Below are 21,906 nucleotides of genomic sequence, written 5' to 3'. Positions count from 1 at the left end.
TCACAGGGATCCGCTGAAGCGGATCCCTGTGCATTAAAGTTCTTCAACGCTGGCAGCAATCTGATCGGAATCCAGCACGGTGATCCCTCCCAACCCGGCGTTAAACGCCTGTTCCAGCAAAGCTTTTGCCACGATGTCAGACTCCACGGCTTTCCATTTCCCTGGCAGCATTTTAAATAATGGCGCGCTCAGTTGCTCGAGCAGGCGCGGCGGATGACGCCGGCCTACCAGCAGCGACGGTCTGACCAGCGTGAGCAGTGGCCAGCCCTGTTGCATCAGCGCCAGTTCCATTTCACCTTTGGTGCGGTTGTAGAGGAAACACGAATGCGCATCCGCGCCGTGTGCGCTGACAGCAAGACAATGGCGGGCACCCAGTTCCCGTGCCGCTTTGGCGCAATCGACCACCAGATCGTAATCCACGGCCCGAAATGCCTGTGCACTTCCCGCCTGTTTACGTGTGGTACCCAGACAGCAGAACAGCAAATCAATCGGTTCATCAAGTGCAACAACCAGTGAGGTCAGATTCGTGCCCAGCGGATTGATCAGTTTATTGCCCGGTGGCAATGGACGGCGACTCGGCGCAACAATACGGCTGACACGCGGATCCAACTGCAGCAGGCGTAAAAGCTCCCTCCCGATCAGACCACTCCCACCCAGCAGAAGAACTTTTGCCATATCACTTCCTTTTAAATCACGGCATACAGACACAGAGGATCGAAGTGTTACCTGAATGTGAATATCACGCTATAAGACAGTTCCTGTTACCTGACCAGACTCGGAGGAATCCAGTTTGATCAGTCCGTCCCTGGCTTCTAGGATTATGGGGGTAAGTCAAAAAACACATTCTCAGCAGGAGGAACCATGAGCAAGAAGATAGCGGTACTCATCACTGATGAATTTGAGGATTCTGAATTCACTTCACCCGCCGGGGCTTATCGCGAGGCTGGACATCAGATCATCACCATTGAGAACAAAGCGGGTAACGTCATTAAAGGCAAGCAGGGGAAAGCTTCCGTTACCATTGATAAATCAATTGATGATGTGAACGTCACTGAGTTTGACGCCCTGCTGCTGCCCGGCGGACATTCGCCGGATACCCTGCGCGGAGATGACCGGTTTGTCGAATTTACCCGGGAGTTCGCCAATAGCGGCAAACCGATTTTCGCCATCTGTCACGGGCCGCAATTGCTGATTAATGCCGATGTCGTTCGGGGACGCAAACTCACCACGGTGAAACCGGTGGTCGTGGACGTGAAAAATGCGGGTGCCGAGTTTTATGACAAAGAAGTGGTGGTCGACAACAACACGCTGGTCACCAGCCGGACGCCGGATGATCTGCCCGCTTTTAACCGTGAATCACTGAAGATTCTGGCAGAATAAACCCGCCGCCCCTCTGCACAGAGGGGCAAATCACCTTGTCTCTTCTCTGTCCCATACAAGTTTCTTACCAAATCCCAACGCATTATCTGTCATTTTAATGTGGCTGAGCCTCAGTGCCCAGACCGGCGCTTTCATCGCGATGGCGACAGGGAAACGTTTACAATACTGACTGCGCGCACGGCTTTCTTCTTCACCATTGAGAACGGTAGCTTCCCCACGATACTGAATGCCTTTAATTAGCGCGATGGATTTCGGAGGTGGCGCAATCGTTCCCACAATGTGTGGCGATCGGGACATCAGCGAGCCATGAAGAGTTTTGAGTTCTGTCATGAAATAGAGCGTCATGCTGCCCTCATCGGTAACATAAAAGCAATTAGCGCTCCACACTTCGCCGTCAGCAGTAGCGCACAGCGCCAATACATGGTTCTTTTTCAAAAATTTCAGGATATGTTGCAGATCATCAGGGTTATTCATCGCCAATCCTCATCTTCATTTTTCACAGTTTAACGCTGTATGACGATGTTTTGCCTCACTCTGTTGTGCCTTTCGGGTAAACTGACACGACCTTTTCCTTTCCCATACCTAAGCTTATGCCCGTCACCGCCAACTGGTTTTTATATATGCTGAGAACGCCTACCGGGATGCTCTATACCGGCATCACGACAGACGTGACGCGGCGTCTCGCCCAGCATCAGTGTGGTAAAGGAGCGAAATCATTGCGTGGGAAAGGAGAATTAGCGTTGGCATTTCAGTGCCAGGCAGGTGACCGCTCGCGGGCATCAAAGCTGGAAATAAAAGTCAAAAAACTGAGTAAGGCACAGAAAGAGCTGCTGGTGACAAACGCGCCGGAATGCCTGGAAAATTATCTGGGATTCGCGGAAAGCGGAAAATAAAAAAGGCCGGGAAACCGGCCTCTGTGCCCTCTGACTGTCATCAGAAGCGATTAAACGCTGACGGGAAGACCACTTCACCGCTGGCGTCGCACAGCGCATCGTCTGCCAAAGTAAACAGCTGGAACATGGTTTCAGTATCTGTCCAGCGGCAATGCAGGCCGTGAGCAGCCGCAGGTTGAAAACCGAAACGCTTGTAATACGCAGGGTCACCTAATACCACGACGGCGGCATAACCAAATTCATTCAGGGAATCTAACCCTTCGTACACCAGTTTTTCGCCCAGTCCCTGACCACGCAGAGAGTGCTCTACCGCCAGCGGTGCCAGCGCCACCCAGTTACGGTCTTCGCCCTGAATATCCACCGGACAGAATGCCACATACCCCACGACACCCCCTTCATCGTCGGTCGCGACCACGCCCAGCGTCAGGAGACCATCTTCACGCAACTCCTGCACCAGATCAGCTTCTGCGCCAGTCGGAAATGAGGCGCGCAGCAGACGGTCTATGCCCGCAGCATCGACCGGAATTTCAGTACGGATTAACATGGCTCAGCTACCGGAGTTTTTGACCCGCGGTCCTCTTGCAGTCCCGCTTCGACAAAACCGGCCAAACGCAGCAGACCGTTTTTCAGCAACAGCGGCATGGTATCAAGATCGATAGAATCCATCAGATTTTTCACATACAGACCGAGCTCCGTATCGCCTTCAATGCGCAGACGGCGCTGGAAGAACAGCGTATCAGGATCTTCTTTACGGGCGGCGATCAGGATGAGGTCGTTAGCGTTTGCGCTGAAGCTGACATCCGCCTCGCCGTGTTCAGCGATCATCAGCTTACCTTCGCCCACCGACATCAGCCAGCTCAGGTTCAGATCGCTGACATCAATTTTCAGCCATCGGTTTTCGAGGAAATCCAGTTCGCCATCAGCCAGTGCCTGACGAAGCTGCCAGCTCAGCACCTGTTGCAGAACCTGACGTTGTAATGCAAATGGCGTGAATTTCAAAGGCACACTCAACAGGGTTGGTCCCTGACGAACCAAACGTGCACGTAGTTTTTGCAACACTGGCACTACTCCTCTCGGTAACTTTTCGACAAGTTTTAAGGCGGTTATGCGGCCTATTTTGACACATTGCCGGTAACGTTCAGCGGTCTATATCAATAAATACTGCAACAGAAAAACGCCACGTACAACCTCCCCGGGGGCGGTAAGCCCTTCAAAGCCGCAGAAACTGCCTCAAATCAAAATATTGCATCCCTGCATTCTCTAAAATAGTTCGCCAATCAAAGCCCTGACTGATGAATGAATGACGTCGGCAACTGGCTTTTCATCACCCCCAACTGTTCAGCTCTGGCTGACCGGTTGCAGTAAGGAACGAGAATGGAGCTACTTTGCCCGGCAGGAAATTTACCTGCGCTGAAAGCGGCGATCGACAATGGCGCGGATGCGGTTTATATCGGTCTGAAAGATGACACGAATGCGCGCCATTTCGCCGGCCTGAATTTTACGGAAAAAAAACTGCAGGAAGCCGCCAGTTACGTTCACCGCCACCGTCGTAAACTGCATATTGCTATCAATACATTTGCCCATCCTGACGGTTATCAGCGCTGGGAACGCGCGGTAGATATGGCGGCACAACTCGGCGCAGATGCGCTGATCCTGGCTGATCTGGCGATGCTGGATTACGCGGCGAATAAATATCCTCATGTTGAACGCCATGTATCGGTGCAGGCTTCCGCCACCAACGACGAAGCCATTCGTTTCTATAAACGCAACTTTGATGTTGCCCGCGTGGTATTGCCGCGTGTGCTTTCCATGCATCAGGTGCGTCAGCTTTCCCGTACTACCGTTGTGCCGCTGGAAGTATTCGCATTCGGCAGCCTGTGCATTATGGCCGAAGGCCGCTGCTATCTTTCGTCCTATCTGACCGGCGAATCGCCCAATACTGTGGGTGCCTGTTCTCCGGCACGGTTCGTACGCTGGCAACAGACCACGCAGGGCATGGAATCACGTCTGAATGATGTGCTGATCGACCGTTATGACGAAGGCGAAAACGCCGGTTATCCGACTCTGTGTAAAGGCCGTTATCTGGTGGATGGCACGAAATACCATGCGCTGGAAGAACCGACCAGTTTAAACACGTTGGAATTATTACCGGAACTGTTCGCCGCCAATATTGCGTCAGTGAAAATTGAGGGGCGTCAGCGCAGCCCGGCGTATGTCAGCCAGGTCGCACGCGTATGGCGTGCGGCCATCGACCGCTGCATGGCTGATCCGCAAAACTTTAAAACCGAGGAAGCCTGGATGAACACGCTGGGCTCCATGTCTGAGGGCACACAAACGACGCTGGGTGCCTATCACCGCAAGTGGCAGTAACTGAAGAGACGATGATGAAATATTCTTTAGGCCCCCTCCTTTATTACTGGCCGAAAGCACAGGTGGAAGACTTTTATCAGGCTGCGGCGACCAGCAGCGCGGATGTGATTTACCTCGGCGAAAATGTGTGTGCCAAACGCCGGGAAATGAAAGTGAACGACTGGCTGGAGATCGCGCGTCAGCTGGCTGCAACGGGTAAACAGGTGGTGATTTCCACGCTGGCGTTGTTGCAGGCACCATCAGAGCTCAATGAACTGAAACGCTATGTGGAGAACGGTGAATTTTTGCTCGAAGCCAATGATTTCGGCGCGGTGAATATGGCGGCGGAACGCAATCTGCCGTTTGTCGCCGGCCATGCGCTGAATTGCTACAACGCGGTCACGCTGAAATTGCTGCATAAACAGGGCATGGTGCGCTGGTGTATGCCCGTCGAGCTTTCCCGTGACTGGCTGGTGAATCTGCTCAACCAATGCCAGGCTTTGGGCATTCGCGATAAATTTGACGTAGAAGTGCTGTCCTACGGGCATCTGCCACTGGCGTATTCGGCGCGCTGTTTTACTGCACGTTCAGAAAACCGGGCGAAGGATGAATGTGAAACCTGCTGCATCAGTTATCCGCAGGGCCGTAAAATGCTGTCTCAGGAAAATCAGCAGGTGTTCGTGCTCAACGGCATTCAGACGCAAAGCGGCTATTGCTATAACCTGGGTAACGAACTTATGTCAATGCAGGGGCTGGTAGACATTGTGCGTCTGTCGCCGGAAACCATGGACACACTCGCCACGCTTGAAGCGTTTCGCACCAACGAACGCGGACTGTATCCGCTGACACTTACCGATAAAGCCGACTGTAATGGCTACTGGCAGCGTGTCGCCGGGCTGGAACTGCGCCAGTAACCAAAGACAAACAACACTAAGAAGGGATATGACCACTGCGCCATATCCCTTTTTTATGAGTGCGGAGGCTTTGGCCGGAACATCGCGCGCAGCCGGACGCCATCACGCAACATGCCCACGGCAATGCCAATGAAAGTGTAAAACACGCACAGGATCAGCAGCATCATAATGTCGCCACCCACGTCTTTAAACGGCAATCCCATCTGATTCACACCGGCAATGGCTTTGGTCGCCCACGTTGAAGGGAGCATGGAAGAAATCGCCCGAACCCATGCGGGCATCGCCTGCAACGGCCAGATGGTACCTGATATATAGAAGACCGGCGTAGTCAGAAACGCCAGCGTCAGGTAAATCAGCTCCACGCTGCGCAGACATTCCGTCACCAGTTTCCCTAAACCTAATACCGCCATCAGGAACGGAAACGTCAGCAGCAAAATCTCAGGAATGGTTGCCGTTTGCCGGTAACCCAATACCCAGGGCCACAATACGAACAATACAATCGACAGAAAAAGCCAGACCGGAATCAAGGCTGAAATTCCCCCCAGAAACGCCGGGATCGATGATTTCCCGGAAGGCCCGCTGTTGAGCACAATACTGACGCGCACACTGGCTATCAGTAATGAGTGCTGCAAAAGCATCACCAGTAAACCTGGAAAAATAATGGCGGCAAAACTGATGCCGGGGTTAAACAGATCAGATGACTGGCCCAGGATCGGCGAAAGCACCACGCTGGCCTGACGCTCACTGAAACCGTTGCTGAGCAGCAAATCTGTGTTGTACTGCGTCAGGATCGACTGATACGCCGACAGCACATCCTGTTGAATCTGCCCGTTTGCCAGCCGGTTGGTGGCATCACCATACACCGGGATCACAATATTTTGTCCGGCGAGGATCTTCTTCTCCAGATCGACCGGCATGATGATCACTGCGAACAGTTTTCGCAGCGCCAGATCGTGTTCCGCGTCAGCCAGATTGTCATACGCGACGGTGGCAATTTTCGACCCCGCATCAAGCTGGCGGGACAGCATGCGGCTGGCCGTACTGTGATCCTGGTCGATCACCGCGACGGGCAAGTCCCACACTGTTCTGTTGGCATAAACCAGACTCATCACACACAGTGAAAGCAGTAACATCATCCACATCGGTTTATCGAGCAAACCGGTCAGCACTTTACTGAAGGTTTTCCACCAGGTTTTACCCCATTCGCGACCCGTCATTGCCCTGGTTCCTGTTGTTTCATTCGCATATACAGGCGTTTACGCACCAGCAAACTGGTCAGCAGCGGATAGATCAGCAGAATGCAACACACCATCAGAATGCCGCGCACTGACACTTCCCGCAGGAAAACATCAAACATGGCGGCCAGCGCATAACTCAGCGGCTCAATACCGGAAATGATACGGGCTGGCAACGGCATCGACAGCACCGGCACCGCCATGCCCGAGAAAGTCAGCGCAATACTGACGAAAATCCCCATCATGGTGTAAGCCGTGATGGTGGTTTTAGTGAAAGTGAAAAGGAGTAATCCGAGGCTTTGTGCGGCGATCACATAGAAAAAACCGATCAGCAGCATATACAAAGGATTACCACTGACACGGGCGTCAAAAAACCCGACCAGCATGGCGATTTCCACCATCAGCAACGTGGTAAAACACAATGTGTATGGCGCGAGTTTGCCAAGCAATGCCAGTGTGAATGAAGGTGCGCCGAGTAATGCCTGGCTGCGCGCCATCACGTAAATCATGCAGGTGACAGTAAACAGTTGCAGCAGATGGATGGTCGCGGCAAATTGCTGATAATAAATGTAGCTGCCACTGGCGTTAAACAGGCTGCCGTACGAGAGATCTACACTTGCCAGCGAAGGCAGCGTTTTCCCCATTTCTGTCGCAATGATTGAACGGTAGCGGGTATTAAGTTCGGTGATCAGTCCGCTGAAATCTTGCGTGGAATATAATCCGGCACCGTAGAATAATGCGTTGTAATAGAGGACGGCGCCGGGCTGTTTTCCGGCCAGCACATCGGCTTCAAAATCGTTGGGAATATACAAAAGCGCATAATCCTGCGCGGTACGCAGACGGTATTCAGCTTCCGGCAAACCGCCTTCAAAAGCCTGCACGTGCGCGTGAGAACCGGCGTCCAGTTTGCGGACCAGCATTTTGGATAGCGGACTATGATCATTGTCGACCACAGATACCGGTAAATCCAGCAATGTACCTTCCGAGAAGTTACTGCTGATAAGCCCGAAAAGCAGCAGAGGAAAAATCCAGCACAACCAGTGGATCACCGGCTTGCGGAAAGCATGCCGGACCTCGCGGGTAAAAGCCCGACTGAAACAGCGCCATGCGGCTTTTACCCTTTCACTGCGCGGCGCTTTGACCGGCCTCATTGAGCTTGCCATTGCCACAATGCGCTCATGCCCTGACGTAATCCGGGCACAGGTTTCGCGGGATACAGACGCACTTCAAAAGTTTTTAAATCAAAGTCGCCGGTCGCTCGCGTGGCGCGTTTGGTCGCATAATCGCCAAGCGGAGCAAGGTAACGCACTTCCGCTTCGATCATCTGGTTATTCAGCGCGGGAACGCGTATCCGGACTTTATCGCCTTTACGCACGCCCGCCAGGATATCCTCCCGCAGGTTAAACACGAAATACGCATCAGGCAGACGAACCAACGTCAGTAACGGGCTCGAGGCGTTTTGCAACTCGCCGACCTCCACAGGAATCGGTCCGACCTCACCATCAACCGGGGCTTTGACTAATAAATCATCGGCTTGCGCTTTCACTTCCAGAAGGTCTTCTTCCGCCTGGCGCAACTGAGCGGCATAGCTTTCACGTTGCTCGACGCGGTCACCGTTGACGCCTTCATCCAGGTTGGCTTTGGCCACCAGCACCTGCTGATAAGCACTGTCGCGGGCGCGGCGGGAATCTTCCAAATCAGCCGCAGAAATGAAACCTTTGGATGCCATTTTGGCATTACGGTTATAAAGGTCCCGTGCATTAATGTATTCCGCCTGCGACTGCGCCAGCGTGGCTTTCAGATTGCGAATACTTTCTTCACGCGTGCCGTTAACGGAAAGATCAAGCTGCGCTTTTGCCTGATCGCGTGCCGCTTCAGCCGCACGTAACTGCGCCATTAATTCGGGGCTGTCGAGGGTAATCAATAGCTGTCCGGCTTTGACATCGTCACCGCGTTCTACATGACGTTCTGTCACCCGGCCTTTGGCTTTCGAGGCCACAATGACTTCCGGTGCATCCACTTCACCCTGCAATAACAGATCCTGATTGTGCGCCCGGAACAGCACAGCCAGAGAAACCGCTACTGCAATCAGCAGCAGGGTCAATAAAATTCGTTTACTCATCGGTACGACATCCTTTTTGTTTGCCTGTTTTTATCAGCGGCTTTGGGTATCCTTTCCATATTGTTGTCCTTTGTTGCATCAATCTCTTCAGGCGGAACATACAGATATCAGTGAAATCATAGCGGGATAAACAGAGCATTTTTAACTCAAAACAACATATTGTCTGAAATGATAGTTTAGGTTAATTCAATCATATTTTTGGATGTTTAAATGGCATTTAAGGGCACAAATGCCGTATTCAATCTATTACTATTGGGTGATACTCGTTCTAATTATGAGCGGAGTGAATACTTTCTCCACTCACCTCAATCAAGAGTGAGCTGCGATTATGTCTGATAAAAACACCGTCCCCCTTTCCGTTCTCGATCTGGCACCGGTTCCGCAGGGCGCCGATCCTGCCCGCGCATTTCAGTGTTCACTGGAACTGGCACAACATGCCGAGAAATGGGGCTACCAGCGTTACTGGATGGCGGAACACCACAATATGACCGGCATCGCCAGTGCGGCAACCTCTGTGCTGCTGGGTTATATTGCAGGTGGGACGAAAACAATCCGCGTGGGTTCCGGCGGCGTGATGCTGCCGAACCACTCACCGCTGGTGATTGCCGAGCAGTTCGGTACGCTCGCTACACTCTACCCGAACCGTGTGGATCTGGGATTAGGTCGTGCGCCGGGCACCGATCAGCGCACCATGATTGCCCTGCGCCGCCATCTCTCCGGTGAAATCGACAACTTCCCGCAGGATGTGCAGGAGTTGCAGATGTACTTCGGTGACGTTCAGCCGCAGCAACCTGTCCAGGCCGTGCCCGGCCAGGGTTTGCATGTGCCGATCTGGTTACTGGGCTCAAGCCTTTACAGCGCCCAGCTGGCGGCGGCGCTCGGACTGCCCTTCGCCTTCGCTTCACATTTCGCACCGGACATGCTGTATCAGGCATTAGCAATTTACCGCAGCAAGTTCCAGCCTTCTGCACAGCTTGAGAAACCCCACGCCATGGTATGTATCAATGCCATTGCTGCCGACACGGATGAAGAAGCGCGCCGGATGTTCACCTCTAATCAGCAACAGTTCATCAATTTGCGCCGTGGAATGCCGGGTAAACTCCCTGCGCCGGTTGATAACATCGAAAGCTTATGGTCCGCTCAGGAACGCTTTGGCGTTGATAATGCGCTGCGTATGTCAGTGGTCGGCAATAAAGAAAGTGTGCGTCAGGGGCTGCAAAATATTCTGCGGGAAACTGAAGCCGATGAACTGATGATCAACGGCCAGATTTTTGATCATCAGGCACGCCTGCATTCATTCGAGATTGTTTCACAACTTCAGGGTGAACTGGTCAAAGAGCAACGCATCAGCTGACAGGTCAGGTAAATCGCAGGCATAAAAAAACCAGCCCGGAGGCTGGTTTTTTATTATCTGAAAATCAGCGAACTGAAAGCAGATTATGCGTCAGAAGTACGACGTGGTGCGCGGCTTGGCGGACGACGATCACCTGCGGCTGCAGAACCCTCACGACGGTCACCGCTGAAAGAACGTGGAGCACCGTTACCACGGCCACCTTCACGACGTTCACCGTTGAACGGACGCGGAGCACCATTACCACGACGCTCACCGCCAGCACCGGCCGGACGATCACGACGTGGAGCCTGTGGCACCGCATCACCGATCAGTTGCATGTTCATCGGTTTATTCAGGATACGTGTACGGGTGAAGTGAGACAGGATCTCGCCCGGCATACCTTTCGGCAATTCGATAGTAGAGTGCGTACCGAACAGTTTGATGTTACCGATGTAACGGCTGCTGATGTCGCCTTCGTTAGCGATAGCACCAACGATGTGACGAACTTCAACGCCATCGTCACGACCCACTTCGATACGATACAGCTCCATTTCGCCAGCGTCACGACGCTCACGACGCGGGCTGTCGCCATCACGTGCAGGGCGGTCATTGCTGCGGGCCGGACGGTCACGACGATCACCACGGTCGCCACGTTCTTCGAATTCACGACGTGGTGGGCGGCTTTTGAAGACAGGATCCGCTGCAACGATCAGAGGGCGTTCACCCTGTGCCATTTTCAGCAGTGCCGCAGCCAGTGTCTCAACGTCCAGCTCTTCTGCAGGTTGCAGTTTTGCCAGCAGCGCACGGTATTGATCCAGATCGCTACTTTCCAGTTGTTGCTGAACTTTCGCTGCAAACTTAGCCAGACGACGCTCGCCCAGAACTTCTGCAGTTGGGATTTCAACTTCCGGAATGGTCAGCTTCATGGTGCGTTCAATGTTACGCAGCAGACGACGCTCACGGTTCTCAACGAACAACAGTGCGCGACCTGCACGGCCTGCACGGCCGGTACGACCGATACGGTGAACGTAAGATTCTGAGTCCATCGGGATGTCGTAGTTAACCACCAGGCTGATACGTTCTACGTCGAGACCACGTGCTGCCACGTCGGTTGCGATCAGAATGTCCAGACGGCCATCTTTCAGACGTTCCAGAGTCTGCTCGCGCAGGGCCTGGTTCATGTCACCGTTCAGCGCAGCGCTGCTGTAGCCGCTACGTTCAAGTGCTTCAGCCACTTCCAGCGTCGCGTTTTTGGTACGTACGAAGATAATCGCCGCATCAAAATCTTCTGCTTCCAGGAAACGTACCAATGCTTCGTTTTTACGCAGACCGTAAACAGACCAGTAGCTCTGGCTGATATCAGGGCGCGTGGTCAAACTTGACTGGATACGCACTTCCTGAGGATCTTTCATGAAGCGACGGGTAATACGACGGATAGCTTCTGGCATGGTTGCAGAGAACAACGCGGTCTGATGTTCAGCCGGGATCTGCGCCATGATGGTTTCGACGTCTTCGATGAAGCCCATACGCAGCATTTCATCAGCTTCGTCCAGCACCAGGCCGCTCAGGTTAGAGAGGTTCAGCGTGCCACGTTTCAGATGGTCCAGCAGACGACCCGGGGTACCCACAACAACTTGTGGTCCCTGACGCAGAGCGCGCAACTGGACGTCATAGCGCTGGCCGCCATAAAGGGCAACCACATTCACGCCATGCATGTGTTTAGAAAAATCGGTCATTGCTTCAGCAACCTGAACCGCCAGTTCGCGGGTCGGGGCCAGAACAAGAATTTGTGGTGCTTTCAGTGAAGCATCAATGTTATGCAGCAGCGGTAAAGAGAATGCGGCTGTTTTACCGGAACCTGTCTGAGCCATGCCCAGAACGTCGCGGCCATTTAACAGGTGAGGAATACACTCAGCCTGGATTGGTGAAGGTTTTTCGTAGCCCAAATCAGTCAGGGCAGAAATGATCGGAGCAGACAGCCCCAGGTCAGCAAAAGAGGTTTCAAGCTCAGTAGTCATGTACACGTGCCTCATTAATAATGGCAGCCAGTCTACATAACTCGTCGAGAAAATTTTCAGTCATTTTCATTGAAAAGTGTGAACCGGCTCAAATTAGATTATAAAACGAACAAAGCAACCCTCGCCCGTAAAGGCGCTAAAAAATGGTAAATACCATGATTTAAAAGGCTGATTGGTGTCGTCAGCTATTGCTGGTCCGATTCTGATAGGTCGTCTTGCTCATGGCCCAAAAGCGCCAATTCCAACAATGCATAGCGGTGCTCAACAAAGTTATGAACGTTGTTAGCTACCGTCAGTTTGAACAGTGCCGCAGCGCTGTTCTTGTCCCCCAGACTTAGGTAATGTTTACCTAAATAGAAGTCAGTTTCACTGAGATGCTCAGCGAGCGAAGTGTTATCCGTTGCTTCTGCCTTGAGGCGTTCCATCAGCGTAGATTCGCTGATTTTGCCCAGGTAGAATTCGACGATATTCCATCCCCATTGCCCTCTGTCCGCTTTGTCATAACGCTGTTGAAGCGCTACCTCGGCATCCTTCGGATTGATTTCTCGCTCCGCAAGATAAAGCCATAACGAACGGAAGGGATCATTTGGATCGTCTCGATAAAACGCCTGCAGATCATCCTGCGCTAACGAGAATCGGCCACCGTAATACAGTGCGATACCTCGGTTCAAACGCGCGTAGTTGTAAGTTGGATCAAGCTCTAGTACAGAATCAAACGCTTCATAGGCAGCATCGAAATTGCCTGCCTGCGTTAAGTAAATCCCCAGGTAGTTAAAAACTTCTGGCATATCAGGACGAATAGACAGCGCTTGTGAAAAATCATTTCGCGCCAGTGCTCTTAGCCCGAGACTATCATACAGCACACCGCGCTCATATAATAGCTGTGCTCTCTCATCATCGGTTAATGACCGACTGGCAAGTATTTGTTCCATGCGTGCCAGGATGACTTCCTGCTGCAACGTCGGTTGCAACGGAATCGCCAGAACTTCATTTTTACGCCAATCATGGTTGCTGCATCCTGCCAACATAAGTGCTGTCGCAACATAACACCAGCGCAAGAAAGGCTTCATTTCTACTCCCGGAGACAAACATTGGATGAACATCCTGTCATCCGCTTGCTTAACACAAACGCGTCCTGCGTCCGTGAGACGAACAGCTCCTTTCCAGATGGAAAGGAGCTGTAAAACTTCTGTTACAGATTATTCTGCTGCAGGTTGCTCAGTTGTTTCGTCCTGAGTAGGTGCGGTAGCTTCTTTGATGCTCAGACGCACACGACCCTGACGGTCAACTTCGAGAACTTTAACCGGAACTTCCTGGCCCATCTGCAGGTAATCAGTCACTTTCTCTACACGCTTGTCAGCGATTTGAGAAATATGCACCAGACCTTCTTTACCGCCGCCGATGGCAACAAATGCACCAAAGTCTACGATACGGGTCACTTTACCCTGATAGATACGACCCACTTCGATTTCAGCAGTGATCTCTTCGATACGACGAATAGCGTATTTCGCTTTCTCGCCGTCGGTTGCTGCGATTTTCACAGTACCGTCATCTTCGATTTCGATCGTGGTGCCGGTTTCTTCGGTCAGCGCACGGATCACAGAACCACCTTTACCGATCACGTCCTTAATTTTGTCCGGGCTGATCTTGATGGTGTGAATACGTGGAGCAAACTGAGAGATATCGCCACGTGGAGTGCTGATAGCCTGTTCCATCACGCCCAGGATATGCAGACGCGCACCCTTAGCCTGGTTCAGAGCCACCTGCATGATTTCGCGGGTGATACCTTCGATTTTAATGTCCATCTGCAGCGCGGTGATACCGTCGCGGCTACCGGCCACTTTAAAGTCCATGTCGCCCAGATGATCTTCGTCACCCAGAATGTCGGACAGAACGATAAAGCTTTCGCCTTCTTTAACCAGACCCATTGCGATACCGGCAACAGCGGCCTTAATCGGAACACCTGCATCCATCAGGGCCAGAGATGCGCCGCAAACAGAAGCCATTGAGGATGAACCGTTGGATTCAGTGATTTCAGAAACCACACGCACGGTGTACGGGAAGTCTTCTGGTTTTGGCATCATCGCCAGCACGCCACGTTTAGCAAGACGGCCATGGCCAATCTCACGACGTTTTGGCGAGCCCACCATCCCGGTCTCACCGACTGAGTACGGAGGGAAGTTGTAATGGAACAGGAAGCTGTCAGTTTTTTCGCCCATCAGCTCATCCAGGTTCTGTGCATCACGGGCAGTACCCAGCGTTGCTGTCACCAGCGCCTGAGTTTCACCACGGGTGAACAGAGCAGAACCATGGGTACGTGGCAGAACGCCAGTACGCACATCCAGACCACGGATCATGTCTTTTTCGCGACCATCGATACGCGGCTCGCCACGCAGCACACGGCTACGAACCACATTCTTCTCGATGCTGCCCAGGATGTCAGAAATTTCGCCAGCATCCAGGGATTCGTCTTCAGCTTGCAGAGCCTGAACAACGTCAGCTTTGATGACATTGATCTGGTTGTAACGTTCTTGCTTCTCGGTGATCAGGTACGCATCACCCAGACGGGATTCAGACAGTGCAGCGACGCGAGCATGCAGCTCAGCGTTAACGGCTTCTGGCTGCCAGTCCCATTTTGGCTTACCGGCTTCAGCAACCAATGAGTTGATGTTGTCGATAACAATTTGTTGTTGTTCGTGGCCAAATACGACCGCGCCCAGCATCTGATCTTCACTCAGTACTTCAGCTTCAGATTCAACCATCAGAACCGCGCCCTGAGTACCTGCCACAACCAGATCCAGACGGCTTGTTTTCAGCTCATCAGCGGTTGGGTTCAGAACATACTGGTCGTTGATATAACCAACGCGTGCCGCACCGATCGGGCCATTGAATGGAATACCAGACAGGCTCAGGGCAGCAGATGCACCGATCATCGCAACGATGTCAGGGTTAACTTGTGGGTTCAGGGAAACCACAGTCGCGATAACCTGAACTTCATTCAGGAAGGAGTCCGGGAACAGCGGGCGAATCGGGCGGTCAATCAGACGTGAGGTCAGTGTTTCGCCTTCGCTTGGACGGCCTTCGCGACGGAAGAAGCTGCCCGGGATACGACCAGCAGCGTAAGTACGCTCCTGATAGTTAACCGTCAGCGGGAAGAAACTCTGACCTGGTTTAGCTTTTTTCTGGCCAACAACGGTCACGAATACCGCAGTATCGTCCATGCTAACCATAACAGCGGCAGTAGCCTGACGAGCCATCATGCCGGTTTCCAGCGTAACGGTGTGCTGGCCGTATTGGAATTTACGAATAGTCGGATTAAGCAATGTAATATCCTTTTGTATGACGCGCAGCTGTTATGACAGCAGTTCACGCCGATAAATATCCGAGCTTCTCACTACATTCTCGCGACTAATGACAATCCTTATATACCTGGCAATGTGGTAATAAAGTCTCTCATTAGCCGCGCGAAAACATCTGTAACGGAAGTTCATGTTCTTAGAATAACAGTAGAAACCGCAGCCATACAGTACCCTGATTTGGCTGCGCTTCCTAGAATAAAGGGGCCTATTGGCCCCTTTACACTGAAACTCGCTTGATTAGCGACGCAGACCCAGACGTTCGATCAGGCTGGTGTAACGTGCTACATCTTTACGCTTCAGGTAGTCCAGCAGTTTACGACGCTGAGAAACCATACGCAGCAGACCACGACGGCTGTGGTGATCTTTTTTGTGTTCTGCAAAGTGACCTTGCAGATGGTTAATTTGAGCAGTCAGCAGAGCAACCTGAACTTCGGTAGAACCACTGTCGTTAGTGCCGCGACCGAAGTCGGAAACGATCTGAGCCTTAGCTTCAACGCTTAGAGACATAATCTTACTCCAAAATATTATAGATAATTAAACGGGTGCCGATCTCTAATTCAGCAACCCAATGCATAAGCTGCGCTATTCTACCCTTTGCTATATATGATCGCAAGGTAAGCAGAAAGCGCTTAATCGGTGTATTCAACAACCAGACGACGAGGTGCAATACGACCCTCATCATCAATTTCTCCTACACCGATAAACTTACGTTCTTCGCCTTCAGTGATGCGAACCATACCGCTGACGGGCGCACCTGATGCCTGAACAGGTTGGCCCTGTTTGACATATCCGGCCACCATAGGTAACAGGTTCACTTCCGGGAAGTCTTCACATGCGCTGTCCATCGGCAACAACAAAGGATCCAGCAGCAAGCGCGGCTCAATACCCTGCTCTTCTGCCTGAGCGATCAGCTCATGGAGTTTTTCCAGGGTGACCATTCGCTCTGAAGGATAAGTTGCCACCTGCAGACGACGCAGATAAGTCACATGCGCACCACAACCCAACTTCTCACCAAGATCATCGACGATAGTGCGGATGTAAGTGCCTTTTGAGCAATGAATCTCCAGCTCAACGTCAAAGCCTTCCCAGCGTATAAATTGCAATTCATACACCGTAATGCTGCGTGATTCTCGCGGAACTTCGATGCCCTGACGGGCATATTCGTACAGCTTTTTCCCTTCATATTTCAATGCGGAATACATGGAAGGAATTTGCTGAGTTTCCCCGCGGAAACTGTCGAGTGCGTCGTCAAGTTGTTGCCGGGTGAACGTCATTTCACGTTCACAAATGATGGCACCTTCAGCATCAGACGTATCGGTGCGTTGCCCCATACGGGCAATCACGCGATAGCGTTTGTCCGAATCAAGCAGGAACCGGGAGAATTTAGTCGCTTCGCCTAAACACAGTGGCAGCATACCGGTGGCCAAAGGATCAAGCGCGCCGGTATGGCCTGCGCGGTTAGCGTTATAAAGGCGTTTAACCTTTTGCAGGGCATCGTTAGAAGACAAGCCTAAAGATTTGTCCAGTAGCAGAACACCGTGTATATCACGGCCGCGGCGACGTGGGCGACTCATTATGCTTCCTCGTCATCGCCTGCAGCGGAACGGCGTTCAGCATCGTTCTTCACGACATTAGTCACCAGATTAGACATACGCATACCTTCAACCAAAGAGTTGTCGTAAGCGAAAGTCAGCTCCGGTACTACACGTAAACGCATCGCTTTACCGATCAGCGTACGAATAAAACCTGACGCGTCCTGCAAGGCTTTGATGCCATTTTTGACACGATCAGGATCGTGATTATCAGTGGTCAGAACATCCAGGAAGGTGACGAACACTTTGGCATATGCCAGGTCGCGTGAGACTTCTACGCCTGAAACTGTCGCCATGCCTACGCGTGGGTCTTTGACTTCACGCTGTAAGATGATGGCGATTTCTTTTTGCATCTCCTGAGAGACGCGCTGAGTACGGCTAAATTCTTTTGCCATGAGGCTTTCTCCTTACTTGCTCCAGACAAATAAGGGGGCGCAAGGCCCCCATCTGGATATCAGCGACTTCGCAAACGTTAAGCGATAGTACGTTTGATCTCGATGATTTCGAAGACTTCGATCACATCACCAGTACGCACATCGTTGTAATTCTTAACGCCGATACCACATTCCATGCCGTTACGGACTTCAGCAACGTCATCTTTGAAGCGACGCAGGGATTCCAGTTCGCCTTCATAGATCACCACGTTTTCACGCAGCACACGGATTGGGTTGTTACGCTTGATCATACCTTCAGTCACCATACAACCTGCAATAGCGCCGAATTTAGGTGACTTGAATACGTCACGAACTTCAGCCAGGCCAATGATTTGCTGTTTGTATTCTGGCGCCAACATACCGCTCATTGCCTGTTTGACTTCATCAATCAGGTTATAGATAACGGAATAGTAACGCAGATCCAGGCTTTCACTTTCAACAACGCGGCGGGCAGACGCATCTGCACGGACGTTGAAGCCGAGGATGATCGCGTTAGAAGCAGCAGCCAGTGTCGCATCAGTTTCGGTGATACCACCGACACCCATACCAACGATCTTAACTTTAACTTCGTCGGTGGACAGGCTCTGCAATGCATCAGAGATTGCTTCACAAGAACCCTGGACATCTGACTTCAGAACGATGTTCAGTTCAGAAACTTCACCTTCGGTCATGTTCGCGAACATGTTTTCCAGTTTAGATTTCTGCTGACGAGCCAGTTTAACTTCGCGGAATTTACCCTGACGATACAGCGCAACTTCACGTGCTTTTTTCTCATCACGTACAACGGTAACTTCATCACCCGCAGCCGGCACACTGGACAGACCCAGCACTTCGACAGGGATAGAAGGACCCGCAGACGTAATGTCACGGCCCATTTCGTCACGCATCGCACGGACACGGCCGTATTCGAAGCCACACAGAATGATGTCGCCTTTGTTCAGCGTACCTTCCTGAACCAGCACGGTAGCAACCGGACCACGACCTTTGTCCAGGAAGGACTCGATCACAACACCACTTGCCATACCGCTACGCACCGCTTTCAGTTCCAGAACCTCGGCCTGCAGCAAGATAGCTTGCAGCAGATCGTCGATACCAGTACCGACTTTCGCAGAAACGTGGATGAACTGAGATTCGCCGCCCCACTCTTCCGGCATAACGCCGTACTGAGACAATTCGGTACGAACACGGTCCGGATCAGCATCTGGTTTATCAATTTTGTTTACCGCAACAACGATTGGCACGCCAGCCGCTTTCGCATGCTGAACAGCTTCGATGGTTTGCGGCATCACGCCGTCATCAGCGGAAACAACCAGAACCACGATATCTGTTGCCTGAGCACCACGAGCACGCATAGAAGTAAACGCGGCGTGTCCCGGGGTATCCAGGAAGGTAATCATGCCGTTTTCAGTTTCTACGTGATAAGCACCGATGTGCTGAGTAATACCACCGGCCTCACCTGCGGCGACTTTCGTGGAACGAATATAGTCGAGCAATGAGGTTTTACCGTGGTCAACGTGGCCCATGATGGTCACAACCGGAGCGCGAGGCTCAGCAGCTGCGGAAGCACCTGTGTCACGATCGCTCATCAGCGCTTCTTCCAGCTCGTTCTCACGACGCAGGATAACTTTATGGCCCATTTCTTCTGCAACCAGCTGAGCAGTTTCCTGATCAATAACCTGGTTGATGGTCGCCATAGCGCCCAGTTTCATCATAGTTTTGATGACCTGAGAACCTTTGACGGCCATTTTGTTTGCCAGTTCGGCAACAGTAATGGTTTCGCCTACCACGACATCACGGTTTACGGCAACCACAGGCTTGTTGAAGCTCTGCTGCAGCGTGCTTGGTTTACGTTTGCCTTTACCATTACGGCCAACAGCACGGGCTTCTTCGCGATCCGCTTTAGATTCGGACAGCTTGTTGCCTTTTTTCTGTTTAGTCGCTTTGCCACCGCGGGTACGGCTACGACGATCGCCTTCAACTTTGGCATCATTCTCGTCTTCGGCCGCACGTGCATGCGTAGAAGTGGTGACATGGTAGTCAGCAGATTCTGATTCGCTCGGCGCAACAGTTTCAGTCCAGACGCCAGAATCAGCCATTTTACGGGCTTCTTCTGCAACGCGTTTGGCGTTCTCTTCAATCTTACGCTGGGCTTCTTCTTCCGTTTTGCGTTTCAGCTCTGCGGCTTCAGCTTCACGGCGTGCTTTATCTGCCTGAGCTGGTTTGGTTACTTCATCGGTATTTTGATTGGTCACTTTATCTTTTTCCGCTGCGTCACGCTTAGCTTTATCAGCGGCCTCACGTTTAGCTTGCTCTTCGGCGGCGCGTTTGGCTTTTTCCTGAGCTTCGCGCTGGGCTTGCTCTGCTGCTGCACGCTGTGCCTGTTCTTCCGCGTCACGCTTCGCCTGCTCTTCCGCTTCTGCCTGGGCTTGTTCTGCCTCGGTCATATCACGTTTAACATAAGTGCGTTTCTTGCGGACCTCGATTTGCACCGATTTACTCTTCCCGCCGGTGCTCGGAATATTCAGTGTACTACGCGTTTTGCGTTGTAACGTCAGTTTGTTTGTCGCACCTGGGTTTCCACCATTGAGATGCGCCAATAAAGTTTCTTTTTCTTGCTGGGTCACAGAGTCAGCTTCGGACTTCGAGATCCCTGCATCAGCAAATTGCTGTACCAGGCGATCAACCGGAGTCTGAATTTCTGCCGCCAGCGATTTTACAGTTACATCTGTCATGCTGTTCCTTCCTGCTACAGTTTATTACGCGTTGTCGCCAAACCAGCAGATATTGCGCGCGGCCATGATAAGTTCACCAGCCTGCTCGTCAGTAAGACCTTCAATATCAGCCAGATCGTCGACACCTTGCTCGGCAAGATCTTCCAGCGTACAAACCCCTTGTGCAGCCAGTTTAAATGCCATACTACGTTCCAGACCCGCCAGGTTAAGCAGATCGTCAGCAGGCTTTTTGTCACCGAGACTTTCTTCCTGAGCTAAAGCCAGCGTGGTCAGCGCTTCTTTTGCGCGTTCGCGCAGCGCATCCACGGTGTCTTCATCCAGGCCGTCGATTTCAAGCAATTCATTAACTGGCACATAAGCCAGTTCTTCAAGCGTAGAGAAACCTTCTTCAACCAGAACCGTGGCGAAATCTTCATCGATGGCCAGGTATTTGGTAAAGGTATCAATCGCAGCGTGTGCCTCAGCCTGATGTTTGGCTTGCAGGTCGTCTGCTGTCATCACGTTCAGTTCCCACTTGTCATCACCACGATGCTGTTTCAACAATTGGGAAGCCAAACGCACGTTCTGGCCATTACGGCCAATCGCCTGTGCCAGGTTGCTGGCTTCAACGGCGATATCCATGGTGCATTTATCTTCATCAACCACGATGGAAGCGACGTCTGCCGGTGCCATTGCGTTGATAACGAACTGCGCAGGATTGTCATCCCAAAGGATAATATCAATGCGTTCACCGCCCAGTTCGCTGGAAACGGCCTGAACGCGTGCACCACGCATGCCGACACAAGCACCGACAGGGTCGATACGTTTGTCATTAGTTTTTACGGCAATTTTCGCACGGGACCCAGGATCACGGGCAGCGGCTTTAATTTCAATCAGCTCCTCGCCAATTTCCGGCACTTCGATGCGGAACAGTTCAATCAGCATCTCGTTTCGTGAACGGCTGACAAACAGCTGGGCACCACGTGCTTCAGGGCGGACATCATACAACACGCCACGAATACGGTCACCAGAGCGGAAATTTTCACGAGGAAGCATGTCTTCACGCAGGATAACAGCTTCAGCGTTGCTGCCTAAATCCAGTGCAATACTGTCGCGGTTAACTTTCTTAACGACGCCAGTAACGATTTCACCTTGCTGCTCACGGAACTGATCAACCACCATCGCGCGTTCTGCTTCACGTACTTTCTGTACGATGACTTGTTTAGCAGTCTGTGTGGTGATGCGGTCAAAAGTGACCGATTCAATTTGATCTTCAATATATCCGCCGAGGTCGATTGACGGATCTTCGTATTGTGCAGCTTCAAGGGTGATTTCGCGGGTCGGCTGGGTCACTTCGTTCACTGCCACCCAGCGACGGAAAGTATCAAAGTCGCCGGTTTTACGGTCAATGCTGACGCGGACTTCGATTTCCTGCTCGTATTTTTTCTTGGTCGCCGTTGATAATGCAATTTCCAGCGCTTCAAAAATCTTCTCGCGCGGGAGGGATTTTTCATTAGAAACTGCTTCTACAACAGCCAGAATCTCTTTGTTCATCCTAGTTGCCTC

Annotated in this window: 21 protein-coding genes; 5 read left to right on the top strand and 16 right to left on the bottom strand. The window is 52.0% G+C overall.

Annotated features, from left to right (window positions below):
* Positions 1-33: 33 nt before the first annotated feature.
* Positions 34-675, bottom strand: a complete 642-nt coding sequence (locus J1785_RS22660; protein ID WP_217138271.1) for a Rossmann-fold NAD(P)-binding domain-containing protein — start codon at positions 673-675, stop codon at positions 34-36.
* 186 nt (positions 676-861) lie between these two features.
* Here J1785_RS22660 and J1785_RS22655 point away from each other — a divergent pair, with 186 nt between their 5' ends.
* The gene (locus tag J1785_RS22655; RefSeq protein ID WP_217220827.1) at positions 862-1,380 is read left to right on the top strand and encodes a type 1 glutamine amidotransferase domain-containing protein; all 519 of its coding nucleotides are present in this window, start codon (positions 862-864) and stop codon (positions 1,378-1,380) included.
* Between the two features lie 30 nt (positions 1,381-1,410).
* Here the strand turns inward: J1785_RS22655 and J1785_RS22650 are convergent, their stop codons facing one another.
* Positions 1,411-1,854, bottom strand: coding sequence for a YhbP family protein (locus tag J1785_RS22650; protein ID WP_217220826.1), 444 nt, complete (start codon positions 1,852-1,854; stop codon positions 1,411-1,413).
* Between the two features lie 116 nt (positions 1,855-1,970).
* On the opposite strand from J1785_RS22650, the gene J1785_RS22645 reads away from it, so the two are divergent.
* Complete coding sequence (locus tag J1785_RS22645; protein WP_129954361.1) at positions 1,971-2,273, top strand: GIY-YIG nuclease family protein; 303 nt, start codon at positions 1,971-1,973, stop codon at positions 2,271-2,273.
* 40 nt (positions 2,274-2,313) lie between these two features.
* Here J1785_RS22645 and J1785_RS22640 read toward each other — a convergent pair whose 3' ends face one another.
* The gene (locus tag J1785_RS22640) at positions 2,314-2,817 is read right to left on the bottom strand and encodes a GNAT family N-acetyltransferase (protein ID WP_217220825.1); all 504 of its coding nucleotides are present in this window, start codon (positions 2,815-2,817) and stop codon (positions 2,314-2,316) included.
* Positions 2,811-3,332, bottom strand: coding sequence for a ubiquinone anaerobic biosynthesis accessory factor UbiT (gene ubiT / locus J1785_RS22635; protein WP_129954357.1), 522 nt, complete (start codon positions 3,330-3,332; stop codon positions 2,811-2,813). Before ubiT ends, J1785_RS22640 begins: the two co-directional genes overlap by 7 nt.
* Before the next feature lie 315 nt (positions 3,333-3,647).
* On the opposite strand from ubiT, the gene ubiU reads away from it, so the two are divergent.
* Positions 3,648-4,643 carry a ubiquinone anaerobic biosynthesis protein UbiU gene (ubiU, locus tag J1785_RS22630; RefSeq protein WP_129991634.1) on the top strand — a complete coding sequence of 332 codons (996 nt, stop codon included), beginning with the start codon at positions 3,648-3,650 and terminating at the stop codon, positions 4,641-4,643.
* Between the two features lie 14 nt (positions 4,644-4,657).
* The gene (locus J1785_RS22625) at positions 4,658-5,536 is read left to right on the top strand and encodes a U32 family peptidase (RefSeq protein ID WP_129954625.1); all 879 of its coding nucleotides are present in this window, start codon (positions 4,658-4,660) and stop codon (positions 5,534-5,536) included.
* Positions 5,537-5,589: 53 nt separating this feature from the next.
* Here J1785_RS22625 and J1785_RS22620 read toward each other — a convergent pair whose 3' ends face one another.
* Genes J1785_RS22620 through J1785_RS22610 form a run of 3 tightly spaced genes read right to left on the bottom strand, consistent with a single transcriptional unit; the run spans position 5,590 to position 8,893 of the window.
* On the bottom strand, positions 5,590-6,753 hold the full coding sequence (locus tag J1785_RS22620) for an ABC transporter permease (RefSeq protein WP_129954353.1): 1,164 nt from the start codon (positions 6,751-6,753) through the stop codon (positions 5,590-5,592).
* Complete coding sequence (locus J1785_RS22615) at positions 6,750-7,922, bottom strand: ABC transporter permease (RefSeq protein ID WP_129954624.1); 1,173 nt, start codon at positions 7,920-7,922, stop codon at positions 6,750-6,752. The genes J1785_RS22620 and J1785_RS22615 overlap by 4 nt, the downstream gene beginning before the upstream one ends.
* The gene (locus J1785_RS22610) at positions 7,919-8,893 is read right to left on the bottom strand and encodes an HlyD family secretion protein (protein WP_217220823.1); all 975 of its coding nucleotides are present in this window, start codon (positions 8,891-8,893) and stop codon (positions 7,919-7,921) included. The genes J1785_RS22615 and J1785_RS22610 overlap by 4 nt, the downstream gene beginning before the upstream one ends.
* A gap of 328 nt (positions 8,894-9,221) precedes the next feature.
* Between J1785_RS22610 and J1785_RS22605 the strand changes: the two genes are divergently transcribed.
* A complete protein-coding gene (locus tag J1785_RS22605; protein WP_129954349.1) occupies positions 9,222-10,247 on the top strand; it encodes a luciferase-like monooxygenase in 1,026 nt (341 codons plus the stop codon).
* A gap of 83 nt (positions 10,248-10,330) precedes the next feature.
* Here J1785_RS22605 and J1785_RS22600 read toward each other — a convergent pair whose 3' ends face one another.
* The 9 genes from J1785_RS22600 to nusA form a co-directional block, all read right to left on the bottom strand.
* Positions 10,331-12,244, bottom strand: coding sequence for a DEAD/DEAH family ATP-dependent RNA helicase (locus J1785_RS22600; protein ID WP_129954347.1), 1,914 nt, complete (start codon positions 12,242-12,244; stop codon positions 10,331-10,333).
* Entirely contained in the window at positions 12,234-12,308 is a 75-nt protein-coding gene (gene yrbN / locus J1785_RS27105; RefSeq protein ID WP_223499600.1) for a protein YrbN, read from the bottom strand. Before yrbN ends, J1785_RS22600 begins: the two co-directional genes overlap by 11 nt.
* 121 nt (positions 12,309-12,429) lie before the next feature.
* Positions 12,430-13,314, bottom strand: a complete 885-nt coding sequence (gene nlpI, locus J1785_RS22590; protein WP_129954345.1) for a lipoprotein NlpI — start codon at positions 13,312-13,314, stop codon at positions 12,430-12,432.
* A gap of 129 nt (positions 13,315-13,443) precedes the next feature.
* A complete protein-coding gene (gene pnp / locus J1785_RS22585; RefSeq protein WP_129954343.1) occupies positions 13,444-15,567 on the bottom strand; it encodes a polyribonucleotide nucleotidyltransferase in 2,124 nt (707 codons plus the stop codon).
* 273 nt (positions 15,568-15,840) lie between these two features.
* Complete coding sequence (gene rpsO, locus J1785_RS22580) at positions 15,841-16,110, bottom strand: 30S ribosomal protein S15 (RefSeq protein ID WP_014333706.1); 270 nt, start codon at positions 16,108-16,110, stop codon at positions 15,841-15,843.
* Between the two features lie 122 nt (positions 16,111-16,232).
* Positions 16,233-17,177 (bottom strand): tRNA pseudouridine(55) synthase TruB, encoded by a 945-nt coding sequence (gene truB / locus J1785_RS22575; RefSeq protein ID WP_129954341.1) that lies wholly within the window; start codon positions 17,175-17,177, stop codon positions 16,233-16,235.
* Positions 17,177-17,590: a 30S ribosome-binding factor RbfA gene (gene rbfA / locus J1785_RS22570; protein ID WP_014333704.1), complete on the bottom strand. Its 414-nt coding sequence runs from the start codon at positions 17,588-17,590 to the stop codon at positions 17,177-17,179. The genes truB and rbfA overlap by 1 nt, the downstream gene beginning before the upstream one ends.
* 77 nt (positions 17,591-17,667) lie before the next feature.
* The gene (gene infB, locus J1785_RS22565) at positions 17,668-20,361 is read right to left on the bottom strand and encodes a translation initiation factor IF-2 (protein ID WP_129954339.1); all 2,694 of its coding nucleotides are present in this window, start codon (positions 20,359-20,361) and stop codon (positions 17,668-17,670) included.
* Between the two features lie 24 nt (positions 20,362-20,385).
* Positions 20,386-21,894, bottom strand: a complete 1,509-nt coding sequence (gene nusA / locus J1785_RS22560; RefSeq protein ID WP_013573819.1) for a transcription termination factor NusA — start codon at positions 21,892-21,894, stop codon at positions 20,386-20,388.
* Positions 21,895-21,906: the final 12 nt, after the last annotated feature.

The sequence above is a fragment of the Rahnella perminowiae genome, from assembly GCF_019049755.1.
GTDB classification, from domain to species: Bacteria; Pseudomonadota; Gammaproteobacteria; order Enterobacterales; family Enterobacteriaceae; genus Rahnella; species Rahnella perminowiae.
The sequence above is the reverse complement of the archived record's forward strand: the minus strand, read 5'-3'. Positions and strand labels throughout refer to the sequence as shown.